This is a genomic window from Pimelobacter sp. 30-1 (genome assembly GCF_018831735.1).
GTDB lineage: Bacteria > Actinomycetota > Actinomycetes > Propionibacteriales > Nocardioidaceae > Nocardioides.
Map to the genome: position 1 here is coordinate 194,993 of NZ_NHTS01000007.1, position 16,279 is coordinate 211,271.

Genomic DNA, 16,279 nt, shown 5'->3' on the forward strand with positions numbered 1-16,279 from the left:
CAAGATTCAGAAATTGCTGAAACAGGTGCATGATGGAGTCATGACGAGTCCCCTCATCGAGGTTCGTGGGCTGGTGAAGACGTTCGGGTCGTTCCGGGCGCTCGACGGGCTCGACCTGGTGGTCCAGCCGGGCGAGGTGCACGGCTTCCTCGGCCCCAACGGGGCCGGCAAGTCGACCACCATCCGGGTGCTGCTCGGTCTGCTGCGCAAGGACGCGGGGGAGGTCCGGCTGCTCGGGGGTGACCCGTGGTCCGACGCCGCGGCGCTGCACCGGCGCCTGGCGTACGTCCCGGGCGACGTGAGCCTGTGGCCGAACCTCAGCGGCGGGGAGATCGTCGACCTGCTGATCCGGATGCGCGGCGCCGAGCCCGCGGGGTCGCGGCGCGAGGAGCTCATCGAGCGGTTCTCGCTCGACCCCACCAAGCGGGGGCGCGCGTACTCCAAGGGCAACCGGCAGAAGGTCGCGCTCGTCGCTGCCTTCGCGACCGACCCCGACCTGCTCATCCTCGACGAGCCCACGTCGGGACTCGACCCGCTCATGGAGCAGGTCTTCAACGAGTGCGTCGCCGAGCAGACCGCGCGGGGCGCGACGGTGCTGCTGTCGAGCCACATCCTCAGCGAGGTGGAGCGGCTGGTCGACCGGGTCACGATCATCCGCGAGGGCCGGGTCGTCGAGTCCGGCAGCCTCGGCTCGCTGCGCCACCTGCACCGGACCAAGGTCGTCGCCACCGTGTCCGGTACGCCGCCCGACCTGTCCACGCTCGGCGGCGTCCACGACGTCAGCGTCGCGGGGGACCAGGTGACGTGCTCGGTCGAGCCGGACGTGCTGCCCCAGGTCCTGCGTGCGCTGACCGATGCCGGCGTGACCGCGCTGACGAGCACCCCGCCGAGCCTGGAGGAACTCTTCCTCGACGCCTACCGCGACCGGGCGGGCGCCCGGCGATGAGCACCACCGGCTGGCCCCTCCTGCTGCGCCTCGGGCTGCGGCGCGACCGGGTGCTCGCTCCCGTCGGGATCGGCGTGCTCGTGCTGATGAGCATCGCCTCAGCGGCGGCGACACCGAGCCTCTACCACGGCCTCGCCGAGCGGGTGCACGCCGCGGAGGCGATCAACGCCAGCCCCGCGATCGTCGCGCTCTACGGTCCGATCCTCGACGTCACCAGCGAGGGCGAGCTGGCGATGACCAAGATGACGGTCCTGTACGCCGTGTTCGCCGCGGTGCTCTTCGTCGCCGTGGTCCGCCGGCACACCCGGGTCGAGGAGGAGAGCGGCCGGACCGAGCTGATCGGCGGCACCGCCGTCGGCCGGGACGCGCCGCTCGTGGCGGCGAGCGTCGAGGCGGTCCTGCTCGCCGTCGTCCTGGGTCTGCTCACCGCGCTCGGCAACATCCTCGGCGGCCTCGACGCCCGGGGCTCGCTCGCGTTCGGCCTGCTCTGGGCCGGCAGCGCCCTCGTCGCGGCCGGCATCGGCGTGCTCACCGCCCAGCTCTCGGCGAGCGCCCGAACCTGCGCCGGCTTCGCGGCCGGGATCATCGGCCTGCTCTTCGTGCTCCGGGCCGTCGGGGACACCGGGCCCGGCTGGCTCAGCTGGGTCTCGCCGCTGGGCTGGAACACCCAGGTCCGCGCCTACGGAGAGACCCGTTGGTGGCTCCTGCCGGCCTATCCCGCGCTCGCGCTGGTCCTCGTCGCCGCCGCGGTGGTGCTGCGCTCGCGGCGCGACCTCGGCGCCGGCCTGGTCGCCGCCCGCCCCGGTCCGGCCACGGGCTCGCCCCGCCTCGCCGACGCGTTTTCGCTCGCGGTCAAGGTGCACGCGACGACGCTCCTGCTGTGGAGTGCCGCCGCCGGCGCGCTGGGCGTGGTGTTCGGGATGATCGCGCCCGGCATCGGGGACCTCCTCGACAACGCGACCGCGCAGTCGATCATCGACGAGCTCGGCGGCGCGCTCGTCTCGGCGATCCTCTCGATCGTCGCGGTGGTGCTCACCTACTTCGCCGCGACCGTGGTCAGCCACTCCGCGCACGACGAGACCGACGGGCGGGTCGAGATCGTGCTGGCCACCGGGGTCAGCCGAGCCCGCTGGTTCGGCGCGACGGCCGTGCTGGCCCTCGCCGGCACCGCGTGGCTGCTCGTCGTGACCGGCGTCGGCCTCTGGATCGGGTACGCCGCCGCCGACGGCCCCGGCATCGGCAACCTCGTCACCGCGGCCCTCGCCTGGGTGCCCGCCGCGTGGGTCGTCGGCGCCCTCGCCGCCCTCTCGCTGGCCCTCGGCGCGCGCTGGGCCGCGCTGGTCTGGGTGTGGCCCGCCGCCTTCCTGACGCTCTCGCTCCTCGGCGACCTCCTCGACCTGCCGGGCTGGCTGACCGGCCTCTCGCCGTACGCGCACGTGCCGTCGCTGCCCGCCGCGAGCTGGGACTGGGGGAGTGCGGGCGGCCTCAGCGCCGTGGCCGCGCTCCTGCTGGGTGTGGCGTGGTGGCGGTTCCGCGAGCGCGACATCGGCTAGTTTCAGCCGCATGTGGCAGCCGGAGCCCGACTGGGTGGCGCTCCCGGGAGGTACCGGGACGTCCACCGTCGGCGTGTGGCGGACCGCACTCGGAGGGCGGCCGGTCGTGATCAAGCGGATCGGCGCGCCCGGTCCCGGAGACCCGGCGGTCCTCTCGGACCGTGCACACGTCGGGTACTGGCGGCGCGAGGCCGACGTCCTGCTCACCGGGCTGTGCAGCGGTACGCCGGGGCTCCGCTCGGCCCCCGCCTCCGTCGAGGAGGACGAGGCCGGCGTCACGATCGTCCGCGACTGGGTCGAGGACGCCGCGTCGAGCGGGCTGTTCCTGGCCCTCGCCCTGGGCCGGTACGCCGGCGCCGAGATCGGGCACCCGAAGTTCCTGGCCCGCGACCTGATGCGCGACCGGCTGGCCCGGGTGGCCCGCCGGGGCGGCTGGCCCACCCTCGCCCGGACGACGGTCGCCGACGTCGCCGAGCACCTGTGGACCCGCCGCGAGACGATGCTCGCCCTGCTCGACGGCGTCCCGCAGGTGCCCCAGCACGGCGACGCGACGCCCCGCAACCTGCCCGGCCGCGAGGGCGACGAGGTGCTCGCCATCGACTGGGGAACCGTCGGGCACGGTCCCGTGGGCGGCGACCTCGGTTACCTCTCGCTCTCGGCGCGCGAGGAGTTCGAGCCCCTGCTCGACGCCTACCTGCTCGGGCTGCCGGACGGTGTCGCCGACCGGGACGCCGTCGTCCTCGGCGCCCGGATCGTCGCCGTCTACACCGCCCTCAGCCGGGCGGAGTGGGCGCTGTCGCGGGTGGCCGGTGGCGAGGGTGCGCTGGCCGGGAAGTACCGGCATCCCGCGGTCGCGCCGTACCTGCGGGCGCTGCAGCGGACCTTCGGGCACATGGAGGCCCTGCTCGACCTGTGAGCGGCGTCTACCTCACCTGGACGGTGCGCGCTGCGAACGTGTCACAGCCGCCGTCCTTGTAACCGCGAGTGAACCAGTACTGGCGCTGTGCGGCAGATCCGTGGGTCCAGGACTCGGGGTTCGTACGGCCTTGGGTCGTCTGCTGGATCCGGTCGTCGCCGACCGCCGCCGCGGCAGCGAGGGCCTCGTCAAGATCCTGCTTGCTGAGCTCCTCGATCAAGAGGTTGCCGTCGGCATCCCGGGTCTGGGAGGCGTGGGCAGCCCACATCCCTGCGAAGCAGTCGGCCTGCAGCTCCAAGCGCACCCCGGGGCTGTCCGGTCCCGTCTCCTGCGTGCGCACGAGGCCCATGGAGCCGATCAGGTTCGAGATGTGGTGGCCGTACTCGTGCGCAAGGACGTAGAACTCGACGAAGACGCCGTCGGGACCCCCGAGCTGACGTTCGAGCACGTCATCGAAGAAGGTCGTGTCGAGGTAGATGGACTCGTCCGACGGGCAGTAGAAGGGCCCGACGTCCGAGCTTGCGGGCCCGCAGCCGGTGTTGACCGAGCCCGTGAAGGTGTAGAGCGCGTCGATGGCGCGGAACTGACGGGCACCGCCGCCGTCATAGTCGCGAAGCTCCGGGAGAGCGTCGGCCCAGTAGGCGGTGATGGAGTTCTCGATCGCCAACCGAGCGCAGTCCTGGTTCGTGTTGGCGTCCGCACCTGACCGGCAGTCCTCGTAGCGAAGCTGCACGAGGCCGGACGTCGGCTTCTGTGCAGCCGGGCTGTCCCCGCTCGTGCCTCCACCGAGTCCGAGGTCGAGTCCAAGGAACCGGGCAAGGAGGAACAGGATGACGAGGACGACGATGCCTCCGATACCGCCCTTGCCTCCGGGGAGGGGGATCCGCATGCCTGATCCGGCCGGTCCTCGGCCACCGCTCGCCCCCGCGTCACGCACTCGTGACTGGTCGAGGCGCGCCTTGGGATTGAATCGAACCACCGCGTCAGACTAGAGGATCGGCGCCGTGATTCGAATGGCCGTCGACGGTGCAGTCAGGTGGAGACAGACCGCCTGTTACGTTGTGAACAGTGCGTGCTCCGTTCTCGCGCAGACAATCTCGGAAGTTGGTTCACATGACTGTGGTCGCAAGGTCCCTTTTGGTCGTGGCGCTGGGCATTGCGTGCGCGGTGGGCGGGGTCTCGCCCACGCACGCCTCGGACTACCCAAAGCAAGCGAGACACTCGACCGAGCTGACCCTCGCGCAGAAGGCGAGGGTCACGGACGCCTTGCGCCGTCAGGGTGCGACCGGGCGTCAGGTCCGTGCGATTCTCGATGATCGAGCGGCAGCAGAGCAGGTCGCCGTCGAGTCGGTGCGGATGACGTCACGGCGCGTCGATCGACCCGGGTACTACCGCGTCAACGGCAAGCGGGCCTTCTGCGTGACCCACAAGTCACTGGTGACAAAGGTCGTCCAGAAGAGCGTCGTCGGCATCACCTTGTTCTCCGTGACGCTCACGACGTCCGTCTGCCAGCAGGGCTACACCTCGAACGGGACCCGGCTCATCAAGAAGCGCACCTACGCGCGGTGGTTCTCGAACACCCCACTGCGCGGGTGGGAGCTTGAGTCCTGGTACGGCAAGGTCGACAAGCTCGCCGACTGCCAGATGCGGTCAGGTGAGCGCTGGTGCCGGACCTACGACGCCCAGACCGGAGCAAAGGTCGTGAGCCCCGGGATCAAGGGTGTGCGGCAGATCTTCTACGTCGTGGTGAAGAATCACTACAACTCGCGGGGCGAGAAGGGGACCTGGTCGTCCTGACGAGACGGCCCGGCTGCCGGTCTCCGGCGGATCGGTCGATTACCGTGCAGCGCGTGTCGACCGATAGCGTTCAGTAGGTCATGATCACTGTGCACCAGCTCGAGGTTCGCGTCGGTGCGCGGCTCCTCATGGACAATGTCAGCTTCCGTGTCGGCGCCGGCGACAAGATCGGCCTCGTGGGCCGCAACGGAGCCGGCAAGACCACGCTCACCAAGGTCCTCGCGGGCGACGTGCTGCCCGCCAGCGGCACGGTCAGCAACAGCGGCGAGCTCGGCTACCTGCCGCAGGACCCGCGGGTGGGCGATCCCGAGGTGCTGGTACGCGACCGGATCCTGTCCGCGCGCGGCCTCGACGACGCCGTACGGCGGATGCGGGCCGCCGAGGTCGCCATGGCCTCCGACGACCCGAACGAGCGGGACAAGGCGTTCCGCAAGTTCCAGCGGGCCCAGGACGAGCTCGACGCCGGCGGCGGCTACGCCGCCGAGACCGAGGCGCTCCAGATCGCGCAGAGCCTCGGCATCCCCGACCGCCTGATGGAGCAGCCGCTCGGCACGCTCTCGGGTGGTCAGCGACGCCGGGTCGAGCTGGCCCGGATCCTGTTCTCCAGCGCCGAGGTGCTGATCCTCGACGAGCCGACGAACCACCTCGACGCGGACTCGATCCTCTGGCTGCGCGACTGGATGAAGACCTACAAGGGTGGCTTCATCGTCATCTCCCACGACAACGACCTGCTCGAGCAGACGGTCAACAAGGTCTTCCACCTCGACGCCAACCGCGAGGTCATCGACGTCTACAACATGGGCTGGAAGAACTACCTCACCCAGCGCGAGACCGACGAGGCCCGCCGCAAGCGCGAGCTGATGAACGCGCAGAACAAGGCCAAGACGCTCACCGACCAGGCCAACAAGATGCGCGCCAAGGCGACCAAGGCCAGCGCCGCGCAGCAGATGCTCAAGCGCGCCGAGCGGCTGCTCGAAGGGGTCGAGGGTGAGCGCCAGTCCGACAAGGTCGCGGCGATCAAGTTCCCGACGCCGGCCGCCTGCGGCAAGACGCCGCTCTCGGCGCACGACCTGTCGAAGTCCTACGGGGCGCTGGAGATCTTCACCGCCGTGGACCTGGCCATCGACAAGGGCTCGCGCGTGGTCATCCTCGGCCTCAACGGCGCCGGCAAGACCACGATGCTGCGGATCCTGGCCGGCGTCGACAAGGCCGACACCGGCGAGGTCGTCGCCGGGCACGGCCTCAAGGTCGGCTACTACGCCCAGGAGCACGAGACGCTCGACGTGAGCCGCTCGGTGCTGGAGAACATGCAGTCCGCGGCGCCCGAGCTGACCGACACCGAGGCGCGCTCGGTGCTCGGCTCGTTCCTCTTCACCGGCGACGACGTGCACAAGCCGGCCGGCGTCCTGTCCGGTGGCGAGAAGACCCGGCTCGCACTGGCCTCGCTCGTCGTCTCGGCGGCCAACGTGCTGCTGCTCGACGAGCCGACCAACAACCTCGACCCCGCCTCCCGCGAGGAGGTGCTCAGCGCGATCCGCCGCTACGAGGGCGCGATCGTCCTGGTCACCCACGACGAGGGCGCGGTCCACGCGCTCGAGCCGGACCGGGTGCTCATCCTCCCCGACGGCGTCGAGGACCTCTGGAGCCCCGACTACGCCGACCTGATCGCGCTCGCCTGAGCGAGGGCCCGCGGCTGCGGCCGCGGGCTACTCGCTGGCGATGGCGTCGAGCACGTCGAGCCGCGCGGCCCGGATCGCCGGGACGACGGCCGCGAGCACGCCGACCACGACGGCGACGACCAGGAAGGTCACCAGGTTGCCGATGGGCAGCCCGAGGCTGGTCAGGTCCTTGGACAGCGCCTGCTGGAGCAGGACGCCGATGAGGACGCCGAGGGCCATGCCCAGGACGGCGCCGAGCACGGCGATCGTCACCGACTCGAGGGTGATCATCCGTCTGAGCTTGGCCCGGCTCATGCCGACGGCGCGCAGGAGGCCGACCTCGCGGGTGCGCTCGATGACGCTGAGACCGAGCGTGTTGACGATGCCGATGACCGCGATGACGATCGCGAGCGCCAGCAGGCCGTAGATCATGAACAGCAGCTGGTTGACCTGGCCGCGGAACTCGTCGGCGAACTCGGCCTTGTCGAAGACCCCGACGATGGGCGCGGGCTTGGCGGCGGCGTCCACCCGGTCGCGCACGGCGGTGGCGTCGGCGCCGGGGGAGAGCAGGATGCTGATCGAGGTGTCCTGGCGCAGCACCCCGGCCCGGGCGAGCTGGTCGAGCGGCAGGGTCACCTCGGAGGTGACGTCGGAGCTCTTCGTGATGCCGGTGATCGTCGGGGTGAGCGTCTTGCCGCCCTGGAACCGGAGGTCGAGCCGGTCGCCGACGGCCAGGTCGTGCTTGTCGGCGAAGTCCTCGTTGACGAAGGCCTCGGCGCCGCTGACGTCGGTGGTGCCCTTGACGGTGTCGAGGTGGTAGATCTCGCGCCACGCGGGGTCGACGCCGGTGATCGACACGCCCTTGTCGTCGTAGCGGGCCGAGGTGTACTGCTGGCGGCTGAGCACGCCGACACCGTCGATGCCGGCGATCCGGTCGCCGATCTCGGTCGAGAACGGCAGGTAGGTCGAGCTCTGCACCAGCAGGTCCGCGGTGAACTGCTGGTCGACCTCGTCGTCGATCGACTTGTTGAGCGAGGAGGCCAGCACGCCGATCGTCGAGACCAGGGCGAGCCCGATCATGAGTGCCGACGCCGTCGCGCCCGTACGACGGGGGTCGCGCAGCGCGTTCTCGCCGGCCAGGCGCCCGGTGGCGCCGAAGAGCAGGGCGAACAGCCCCCGGCACACCACGAGCACCGGGCGGCCGAGCACGGGGGAGAGCGCGGCGGCGGTGAGGATCCACAGCACCGCTCCAATGCCGACCCACAGGGCGTTGGGCCGCTGGAGCCCGGCGACCGCGAAGGCGGCGCCGATGGCGATGACCACGGCCCCGATGAGCGTGCGTCGCCGCAGCGACGTGCGCTCGGGGGCGGCGTCGGCTCGCATCGCCGCGACGGGCGCGATCCGCCCGGCCCGCCGGGCCGGGAGGTAGGCGGCGATCATCGTGACGCCCACCCCGACCAGGTAGCTGGTGACGACCGCGCCCGAGGTGAGCTGGAGCGCGTCGCCGGCGATGTCGAGCCCGACCACCCGGAAGAGCGCCGCGAGCCCGCGCGCGAGCAGCAGGCCCAGCCCGATCGCCAGCGTCGAGGTGACGATCGAGAGCACGAACGCCTCGACCAGCACCGATCGGGTGACCTGGCCGCGGCCGGCGCCGAGGGCGCGCAGCAGGGCCAGCTCGCGGGTGCGCTGGGCGACGAGGATCGAGAAGGTGTTGACGATGATGAACCCGCCGACGAGCACCGCGATGATCGCGAACACCGTGAGGAAGGTCTGGATCACGTCGAGGAAGGTGCCGATGGCGTCCTGGGACTCCTTGGCCACCTGGTCGCCGGTGACCGCCTCGAAGCCCTCGGGCAGCACCTTGTCGGCGGCCGCGGCGAGCTGCTTCTGGGTGACGCCGTCGGCGGCGGTGAGGCTGATCCGGTTGAAGACGTCCTTGCCGCCGAAGAAGAGGTCCTGGGCGCCGGCGGTCGAGAAGATCAGCAGGGTCGCGCCCGCCGTACCGCCGCCGTTGAACTCGGCGGTGCCGACGAGCGTGGCGGTGCGCTCGAGCGTCCCGAACGGGGCGAGCAGCTTGACCTCGTCGCCGAGCCGGTAGTCACCGGCCTCGGCGGCGCGCTGGTCGAGCACGATCTCGTCGGTGCCCTCGGGCCAGCGGCCGTCGTCGAGCAGGAGCGTGGGCTTGCCCTCCATGTTGGGGCTGCCGGTGTGGTTGAAGGACAGGGTCGGCGCGCCCGTACCGCCGACGAGCGTGCCGTCGGAGGCGAGCAGGCTCAGCCCGGCGCTGCTGACCTCGCCGTCGGCGCGGTCGACCTCGGGGAGCGCGGCGAGCGCCTGGACGACGTCGGGGGTGAGGGCGAGCGCGGACTGGCCGGACTCGCCGCCGCCGAACTCCTCGGTGTCGGCCGCCCGGACCACGCCGTCGGGCGTCGAGCCGTGCACGATGCCGTCGAACGTGGTGGACAGGCCGTTGCTGAAGACCAGCACGCCGGACAGGAACGCGACCCCGAGCACGATGGCCAGGCCGCTCATGAGCAGCCGCACCTTGCGGGCGAAGAGGTTGCGCAGCGTCATGCGGAGCACGGGCTCACGCCTCCCGGCGCGCAGCGGCCGCGGCGGCAGCCGCGGCCTGGAGCGAGGTCATGTGGGCCAGGATCGCGTCGCGGTCGGGGTCGCGGATCTCGTCGACCAGGCGCCCGTCGGCCAGGAAGACCACGCGGTCGCAGTAGGACGCGGCGACGGCGTCGTGGGTGACCATCACGATCGTCTGGCCGAACTCGTCGACGCTGCGGCGCAGGAACGAGAGCACCTCGGCGCCCGAGGTGCTGTCGAGGTTGCCGGTCGGCTCGTCGGCGAACACGATGGACGGCTTGCTGACCAGGGCGCGGGCACAGGCGACGCGCTGCTGCTGGCCGCCGGACATCTCGGCGGGGCGGTGCCCGAGGCGGTCGCGCAGGCCGACGGTGTCGACGACGGTGTCGAACCAGGCCTGGTCGGGCTTGCGGCCGGCCAGGCTGAGCGGGAGCAGGATGTTCTCGCGGGCGCTGAGGGTGGGGATCAGGTTGAACGCCTGGAAGACGAACCCGATCTCCTCGCGGCGCAGCGCGGTCAGCGCCTTGTCGCGCAGCCGGGACAGCGCCGTGTCGCCGACCCAGACCTCGCCGCCGGTCGGGCTGTCGAGCGCCGCGAGGCAGTGCATGAGCGTGGACTTGCCGGAGCCGGACGGGCCCATGATCGCGGTGAACTCACCCGCGGCGAGGTCGATCGTCACGCCGTCGAGGGCGCGGACCTCGGAGTCGCCGGACCCGTAGACCTTGCGCAGGTCGACCGCCCGCGCGGCGACGGCGGTGGGGGACGGGGCGGTCGGGGCCGAGGCGCTGCCGGAGGTCATGGGCCCACCCTGCCAGGAGGGTCCGACGACCCGCATCCGGAATGTCCCCGAGCCTGCCCCCGGAGATCCGTAGGCTTCGGGTCATGGCTGCTGACGCACGCTTCGTGGGGGCGATCGACCAGGGCACCACGAGCACCCGGTTCATGGTCTTCGACCACGCGGGCACCGAGGTCGCCCGGCACCAGCTGGAGCACCAGCAGATCCTGCCGCGGGCGGGCTGGGTCGAGCACAACCCGGTCGAGATCTGGGAGCGGACGTCGGCCGTCGTCCAGACCGCGCTCGGCAAGGCCCGGCTCGGGGCCGAGGACCTCGCCGCCGTCGGCATCACCAACCAGCGCGAGACCACCATCGTGTGGGACCGGCGTACCGGGCGCCCGCTCTACAACGCCATCGTCTGGCAGGACACCCGCACCGACGCGATCGCCGCCGCCCTCGACCGCGACGGTTCGGGCGGTCGTGGCGACGTGATCCGGCACCGGGCGGGGCTGCCCCCGGCGACGTACTTCTCCGGCGGCAAGCTGCAGTGGATCCTCGACAACGTGCCCGGTGTGCGCGAGGCGGCCGAGCGCGGCGACGCTCTCTTCGGGACGCCGGACACCTGGATCCTGTGGAACCTCACCGGTGGTACCGACGGCGGCGTCCACGTCACCGACGTGACCAACGCCAGCCGGACCATGCTCATGGACCTGGAGACCCTCGACTGGGACGACGAGCTGCTCGGCTTCTTCGGCGTCCCGCGGCGGATGCTCCCCGAGATCCGGGAGTCCTCGGCGGTCACGCCCTACGGGACCACCCGCGCCTGGGGGCCGTTCGGCGGCGAGGTGCCGATCACCGGCATCCTCGGCGACCAGCAGGCCGCGACCGTCGGCCAGGTCTGCTTCGCGCCCGGCGAGGCCAAGAACACCTACGGCACCGGCAACTTCATGCTGCTCAACACCGGGACCGAGATCGTCCGCTCCCAGGCGGGTCTGCTCACCACGCCGGCCTACCAGCTCGGCGACCAGCCGTGCGTCTACGCGCTGGAGGGCTCGATCGCGGTCACCGGCTCGGCCGTCCAGTGGCTGCGCGACCAGCTCGGCATCATCAGCGGCGCGGGGGAGTCCGAGTCGCTCGCCCGCCAGGTCGAGGACAACGGCGGGGTCTACTTCGTGCCGGCCTTCTCGGGGCTGTTCGCCCCCTACTGGCGCTCCGACGCCCGCGGCGCGATCGTCGGGCTGTCCCGGTTCAACACCAACGCCCACGTCGCGCGCGCCACGCTCGAGGCGATCTGCTACCAGTCGCGCGACGTCGTCGAGGCGATGTGCGCCGACTCCGGGGTCGCGGTCGAGGTGCTCAAGGTCGACGGCGGGGTCACGCTCAACAGCCTGTGCATGCAGATCCAGGCCGACGTGCTCGGCGTCCCGGTGAGCCGGCCGGTGGTGCCCGAGACGACCGCGCTCGGAGCGGCGTACGCGGCCGGGCTGTCGGTGGGCTACTGGCGCGACACCGACGAGCTGCGCCAGAACTGGCGCGAGGACACCCGCTGGGAGCCCCAGTGGGACGACGACCGCCGCGCGAGCGGGTACGCGCAGTGGAAGAAGGCCGTGCAACGTACGCTCGACTGGGTGGAGGTGCCCGGATGAGTCCCGCCGCCCTGTCCCCCCGAGCCCGCAGCGCCGCGCTCAAGCGCCTGGCCGAGCAGCCCCTCGACGTCCTCGTCATCGGCGGCGGCGTGGTCGGCTCCGGCGCCGCGCTCGACGCCGCCACCCGCGGCCTGTCCGTGGGCCTCGTCGAGGCCCGCGACTTCGCCTCCGGTACGTCGAGCCGCAGCTCCAAGCTCATCCACGGCGGCCTGCGCTACCTGGAGATGATGGACTTCCGCCTCGTCGCCGAGGCGCTCAAGGAACGCGGTCTCCTGATGGAGCGGCTCGCCCCGCACCTGGTCCGGGCGGTGCCCTTCCTCTACCCGCTCAACGGGCGCGGCTGGGAGCGCTGGTACGCCGGTACCGGCGTCGCGATGTACGACGCGATGTCCAAGGCGAGCGGCTACGGCAGCAGCCTGCCGCTGCACAAGCACCTCACCCGCCATGGCGCCCGCAAGGCGTTCCCGTCGCTGCGCAAGGACGCCCTCGTCGGGGCGATCCGCTACTACGACGCCCAGGTCGACGACGCCCGGCACACGATGTTCCTGGCGCGCACCGCGGCGACGTACGGCGCGGCGGTCGCCTCGCGCACCCGCGTCGTCGGCCTGATCAAGGAGAGCGAGCGCGTCGTCGGCGCCGAGGTGATCGACCTCGAGACCGGCCACCGCTTCGACATCCGCGCCTCCCAGGTCATCAACGCCACCGGCGTGTGGACCGATGAGACCCAGTCGATGGCGCGCGAGCGCGGTCAGTTCAAGGTGCGCGCGAGCAAGGGCATCCACCTCGTCGTCCCGCGCGACCGGATCCGCGGCGAGACCGGGCTGATCCTGCGCACCGAGAAGTCCGTGCTCTTCGTGATCCCCTGGAAGCGGCACTGGATCATCGGCACCACCGACACCGACTGGTCGCTCTCCAAGGACCACCCGGCGGCGAGCAGCAGCGACATCGACTACCTGCTCGAGCACGTCAACCGGGTGCTGGAGGTGCCGCTCACCCGCGACGACGTCGAGGGCGTCTACGCCGGCCTGCGCCCGCTGCTGGCCGGCGAGTCCGACGCGACCTCCCAGCTCTCCCGCGAGCACGCCGTGGCCCACAGCGTCCCGGGCCTGGTGGTCGTCGCGGGCGGCAAGTACACGACCTACCGGGTGATGGCGGCCGACGCCGTCGACGAGGCCGTGCACGGGCTCGCCTCGGTCCAGGGCCGCACCGCCGGCGCGTGCGTGACCGAGAGCGTGCCGCTGGTGGGCGCCGACGGCTACCAGGCCCTCTGGAACCAGCGGCGCGCGCTCGCCACCCAGTCCGGGCTCGCGATCAACCGCGTCGAGCACCTGCTGGAGCGCTACGGCTCGCTGGTGCTCGAGGTCCTCGACCTGGTCGCCGCCGAGCCCGAGCTGGGCGAGCCGCTGCCGGGGGCCGAGGACTACCTCAAGGTCGAGGCCGTCTACGCCGTCACCCACGAGGGCGCCCGGCACCTCGACGACATCCTGACCCGCCGGATGCGGATCTCGTTCGAGACCTTCGACCGCGGGGTCGCCGCCGCGCCCCACGTCGCCGAGCTCGTCCGCGGGCACCTGCGCTGGGACGCCGACCAGCGCGAGCGCGAGGTCGAGCACTACCTCAAGCGCGTCGAGGCCGAGCGCGAGTCGCAGCGCCAGCCCGACGACCACACGGCCGACGCGGCGCGCAAGGGCGCGGCGGACGTCGTACCGGTCTCCCGGATCGCCGAGGAGATCGAGGAGATCGAGATGGAGACGGAGACTTCCTGATGGACCTGCAGCTCACCGACCGGGTGTACGTGCTCACGGGCGCGACCCGCGGCCTCGGCCGCGCCACCGCCGAGGCGCTCGTCGCCGACGGTGCCCGGGTGGTGCTCTCCGGACGGACCGCGGCGTCGGTCGACAGCGCGGTCGCCGCGCTCACCGCGATCGGGGGAGCGGGCTGCGCCGTGGGCGTGGTCGCCGACAACGCCGACCCGGCGGCGCCCGCCCGCCTCATCGACGCCGCGCGCGCCACCTGGGGCCGCCTCGACGGCGCCCTGATCAGCGTCGGCGGTCCGCCGTCCGGGCCCGTCACCGCGATGACCGACGAGCAGTGGACCACCGCGTTCGGCTCGGTCTTCCTCGGCGCCGTACGCCTGGCGCGCGAGGTCGCCGCCGAGCTCGGCGAGGGCGGATCGCTGGCGTTCGTGCTCTCGACTAGCGTGATCCAGCCGATCGCGGATCTCGCGATCTCCAACGGGCTGCGTCCCGGTCTGGCGATGACCGCCAAGACGCTCGCCGACGAGCTCGGGCCCCAGGGCATCCGGGTCAACGGACTGCTCCCGGGCCGGGTCGGCACCGAGCGCGTCGCCGAGCTCGACGCGGCCACCGGCGACCCGGAGGCCTCCGCCGCGGCCGCCCGCGCCCAGATCCCGCTGCGCCGCTACGGCCGGCCCGAGGAGTTCGGCCGGGTCGCCGCGTTCGTGCTCTCGCCCGCCGCGTCCTTCTTGACCGGCGTGATGCTGCCCGTCGACGGCGGGATGTCGCGCCCGCTCTGAACCCGGGCGTCCTCACGGCGCGAGAACGGGCCGCCCTGGCGCCGCTTGGTGCCCTTGCGCTCGCCCCGCGGCCCGTTGCGGCGCTCGTCCCACGCGAGGTAGCCGAACCCGCCGACCCCGAGGACGCCGAAGAACCACCACTGCAGCCCGTAGAAGAAGTGCGGTCCCTCGCCCAGCTCGGGCAGCTCGACCGGCTCCAGCGCCTCGGCCGGCTCGGGGTCCTCGGCCTTGAGCGCGACGAACCCGGTGAACACGTCGAGCCCGGTCGCCTTGCCGATCGGTCCGCTCGCGATCGCCCGCGTCGAGCGGCCGCTGACCTGGGTGCTGCCCCCGGTGCCGTCCGCGCGGACCCAGCCGGTGATCGTCACCTCGCCCTCGGGCGGGGCCGGGAGCTCGTCGGGACCGATCTCGGGGTTGTCGGTGGCGAACCACCCCCGGTCGACCAGCACCGCGGTGCCGTCGGCGGTCACCAGCGGGACGACCACCTCGACCCCCGGGGCGCTCTTGCGGGTGCGGTAACGGACCACGACGGTGTTCTCGGCGTCGTACTCGCCGGTGGCGGTGATCAGCCGCCACTCGTCGGTCTCGGCGACCGGGCGGCCGGGCGCGAGCACCTCGTCGACCGGGACCGGATCCCGGTCCTCGTTGGCGACGACGACGGCGTTGCGCTCCTTGCGGTCCTCCAGCCGGCCGAACTGCCACTCGCCGAGCCACCAGGTGCCGTAGCCGAGCAGGATGATGGCCAGGAAGAAGAGGACCCAGCGACGGCTCAGCAGGAACCGCCAGGAGCTCAGCAGGGAACGCACACCCCCAACGGTAGGACCAACCGGAAGCCAACTGGACCCCGGCCTATGCTGGGTGTGTGCAGCCTCTCCTCGACCAGCACGGCCGTGTCGCGACCGACCTCCGCGTCTCGCTGACCGATCGCTGCAACCTGCGCTGCACCTACTGCATGCCGGCCGAGGGCCTGGACTGGATGCCGCTCGACGACCAGCTCTCCGACGACGAGGTCGTCCGGCTCATCGGGGTGGCGGTGCGCGAGCTCGGCGTCACCGAGGTCCGCTTCACCGGCGGCGAGCCGCTCGTGCGCCGGGGACTGGTCGACATCGTGCGCCAGGTGCGCGCCCTCGACGCGGGCGTCGAGATGTCGATCACCACCAACGCGCTCGGCCTCGCCCGTACCGCGTCGGCCCTCGCCGAGGCCGGGCTCAACCGGGTCAACGTCAGCATGGACACCGTCCGCTCCGACACCTTCCACGAGATCACCCGCCGCGACCGGTTCGCCGACGTCGTCGAGGGGCTGGCGGCCGCCGAGGCCGCCGGGCTCGGGCCGGTCAAGGTCAACGCCGTGCTGCTGCGCGGCGTCAACGACGACCAGGCGCCCGAGCTGCTCGCCTGGTGCATCGAGCGCGGCTACCACCTGCGCTTCATCGAGCAGATGCCGCTCGACGCCCAGCACGGCTGGGACCGCGACGCGATGGTCACCGCCGACGAGATCTTCGCCTCGCTGGCCTCGCGCTTCACGTTGGCTCCCGCGCACGAGCCGCGGGGGAGCGCCCCCGCCGAGCTCTTCCTCGTCGACGGCGGTCCCGCCACCGTCGGCGTCATCGCCTCGGTGACCCGCCCGTTCTGCGGCGACTGCGACCGGGTCCGGCTCACCGCCGACGGCCAGGTCCGCAACTGCCTCTTCGCCCGCTCCGAGTCGGATCTGCGTACCGCTCTGCGGGCCGGCGCGTCCGACGCCGAGCTCGCCGAGCGCTGGCGCACCGCCATGTGGGGCAAGGCCGCCGGGCACGGCATCGACGACCCGGCCTTCCTGCAGCCCGACCGGCCGATGTCGGCCATCGGCGGCTGAGCAGG

General features: G+C 72.2%; 13 protein-coding genes. 9 read left to right on the forward strand and 4 right to left on the reverse strand.

Going from position 1 to position 16,279, the window contains the following annotated elements:
• Positions 1–40 precede the first annotated feature (40 nt).
• Genes CCO04_RS19685 through CCO04_RS19695 form a run of 3 tightly spaced genes read left to right on the forward strand, consistent with a single transcriptional unit; the run spans position 41 to position 3,415 of the window.
• Positions 41–946, forward strand: a complete 906-nt coding sequence (locus CCO04_RS19685) for an ABC transporter ATP-binding protein (protein WP_215815860.1) — start codon at positions 41–43, stop codon at positions 944–946.
• Positions 943–2,499 (forward strand): ABC transporter permease, encoded by a 1,557-nt coding sequence (locus tag CCO04_RS19690; RefSeq protein WP_215815861.1) that lies wholly within the window; start codon positions 943–945, stop codon positions 2,497–2,499. The genes CCO04_RS19685 and CCO04_RS19690 overlap by 4 nt, the downstream gene beginning before the upstream one ends.
• Before the next feature lie 10 nt (positions 2,500–2,509).
• Positions 2,510–3,415: a phosphotransferase family protein gene (locus CCO04_RS19695; protein ID WP_215815862.1), complete on the forward strand. Its 906-nt coding sequence runs from the start codon at positions 2,510–2,512 to the stop codon at positions 3,413–3,415.
• Between the two features lie 7 nt (positions 3,416–3,422).
• Here CCO04_RS19695 and CCO04_RS19700 read toward each other — a convergent pair whose 3' ends face one another.
• Positions 3,423–4,394: a neutral zinc metallopeptidase gene (locus tag CCO04_RS19700; protein ID WP_215815863.1), complete on the reverse strand. Its 972-nt coding sequence runs from the start codon at positions 4,392–4,394 to the stop codon at positions 3,423–3,425.
• A 164-nt stretch (positions 4,395–4,558) separates the two neighbouring features.
• Here CCO04_RS19700 and CCO04_RS19705 point away from each other — a divergent pair, with 164 nt between their 5' ends.
• Entirely contained in the window at positions 4,559–5,212 is a 654-nt protein-coding gene (locus tag CCO04_RS19705; protein WP_215815864.1) for a hypothetical protein, read from the forward strand.
• 80 nt (positions 5,213–5,292) lie between these two features.
• Positions 5,293–6,891, forward strand: a complete 1,599-nt coding sequence (abc-f, locus tag CCO04_RS19710; protein ID WP_215815865.1) for a ribosomal protection-like ABC-F family protein — start codon at positions 5,293–5,295, stop codon at positions 6,889–6,891.
• 27 nt (positions 6,892–6,918) lie between these two features.
• Here the strand turns inward: abc-f and CCO04_RS19715 are convergent, their stop codons facing one another.
• On the reverse strand, positions 6,919–9,444 hold the full coding sequence (locus tag CCO04_RS19715) for an ABC transporter permease (RefSeq protein WP_252373621.1): 2,526 nt from the start codon (positions 9,442–9,444) through the stop codon (positions 6,919–6,921).
• Between the two features lie 13 nt (positions 9,445–9,457).
• Positions 9,458–10,261 carry an ABC transporter ATP-binding protein gene (locus CCO04_RS19720; protein WP_215815867.1) on the reverse strand — a complete coding sequence of 268 codons (804 nt, stop codon included), beginning with the start codon at positions 10,259–10,261 and terminating at the stop codon, positions 9,458–9,460.
• Between the two features lie 83 nt (positions 10,262–10,344).
• Here CCO04_RS19720 and glpK point away from each other — a divergent pair, with 83 nt between their 5' ends.
• Genes glpK through CCO04_RS19735 form a run of 3 tightly spaced genes read left to right on the forward strand, consistent with a single transcriptional unit; the run spans position 10,345 to position 14,419 of the window.
• A complete protein-coding gene (gene glpK / locus CCO04_RS19725) occupies positions 10,345–11,883 on the forward strand; it encodes a glycerol kinase GlpK (RefSeq protein ID WP_215815868.1) in 1,539 nt (512 codons plus the stop codon).
• Entirely contained in the window at positions 11,880–13,649 is a 1,770-nt protein-coding gene (locus tag CCO04_RS19730) for a glycerol-3-phosphate dehydrogenase/oxidase (protein WP_215815869.1), read from the forward strand. Before glpK ends, CCO04_RS19730 begins: the two co-directional genes overlap by 4 nt.
• The gene (locus tag CCO04_RS19735) at positions 13,649–14,419 is read left to right on the forward strand and encodes an SDR family oxidoreductase (protein WP_215815870.1); all 771 of its coding nucleotides are present in this window, start codon (positions 13,649–13,651) and stop codon (positions 14,417–14,419) included. The genes CCO04_RS19730 and CCO04_RS19735 overlap by 1 nt, the downstream gene beginning before the upstream one ends.
• On the opposite strand, the gene CCO04_RS19740 is transcribed toward CCO04_RS19735, so the two are convergent.
• The gene (locus CCO04_RS19740; RefSeq protein WP_308281375.1) at positions 14,305–15,225 is read right to left on the reverse strand and encodes an SURF1 family protein; all 921 of its coding nucleotides are present in this window, start codon (positions 15,223–15,225) and stop codon (positions 14,305–14,307) included. The two genes, CCO04_RS19735 and CCO04_RS19740, sit on opposite strands and share 115 nt — an antisense overlap.
• 56 nt (positions 15,226–15,281) lie before the next feature.
• Between CCO04_RS19740 and moaA the strand changes: the two genes are divergently transcribed.
• Positions 15,282–16,274, forward strand: a complete 993-nt coding sequence (gene moaA / locus CCO04_RS19745) for a GTP 3',8-cyclase MoaA (protein WP_215815871.1) — start codon at positions 15,282–15,284, stop codon at positions 16,272–16,274.
• The last annotated feature ends 5 nt before the right edge of the window (positions 16,275–16,279 follow it).

What these genes read in the sequence shown, in the direction of transcription:
- CCO04_RS19715 (WP_252373621.1), bottom strand. Translation starts at nt 9,444, where the DNA reads ATGACGCTGCGCAACCTCTTCGCCCGCAAGGTGCGGCTGCTCATGAGC.
- CCO04_RS19735 (WP_215815870.1), top strand. Translation starts at nt 13,649, where the DNA reads ATGGACCTGCAGCTCACCGACCGGGTGTACGTGCTCACGGGCGCGACC.
- abc-f (WP_215815865.1), top strand. Translation starts at nt 5,293, where the DNA reads ATGATCACTGTGCACCAGCTCGAGGTTCGCGTCGGTGCGCGGCTCCTC.
- CCO04_RS19695 (WP_215815862.1), top strand. Translation starts at nt 2,510, where the DNA reads ATGTGGCAGCCGGAGCCCGACTGGGTGGCGCTCCCGGGAGGTACCGGG.
- CCO04_RS19690 (WP_215815861.1), top strand. Translation starts at nt 943, where the DNA reads ATGAGCACCACCGGCTGGCCCCTCCTGCTGCGCCTCGGGCTGCGGCGC.
- glpK (WP_215815868.1), top strand. Translation starts at nt 10,345, where the DNA reads ATGGCTGCTGACGCACGCTTCGTGGGGGCGATCGACCAGGGCACCACG.
- CCO04_RS19720 (WP_215815867.1), bottom strand. Translation starts at nt 10,261, where the DNA reads ATGACCTCCGGCAGCGCCTCGGCCCCGACCGCCCCGTCCCCCACCGCC.
- CCO04_RS19730 (WP_215815869.1), top strand. Translation starts at nt 11,880, where the DNA reads ATGAGTCCCGCCGCCCTGTCCCCCCGAGCCCGCAGCGCCGCGCTCAAG.
- CCO04_RS19685 (WP_215815860.1), top strand. Translation starts at nt 41, where the DNA reads ATGACGAGTCCCCTCATCGAGGTTCGTGGGCTGGTGAAGACGTTCGGG.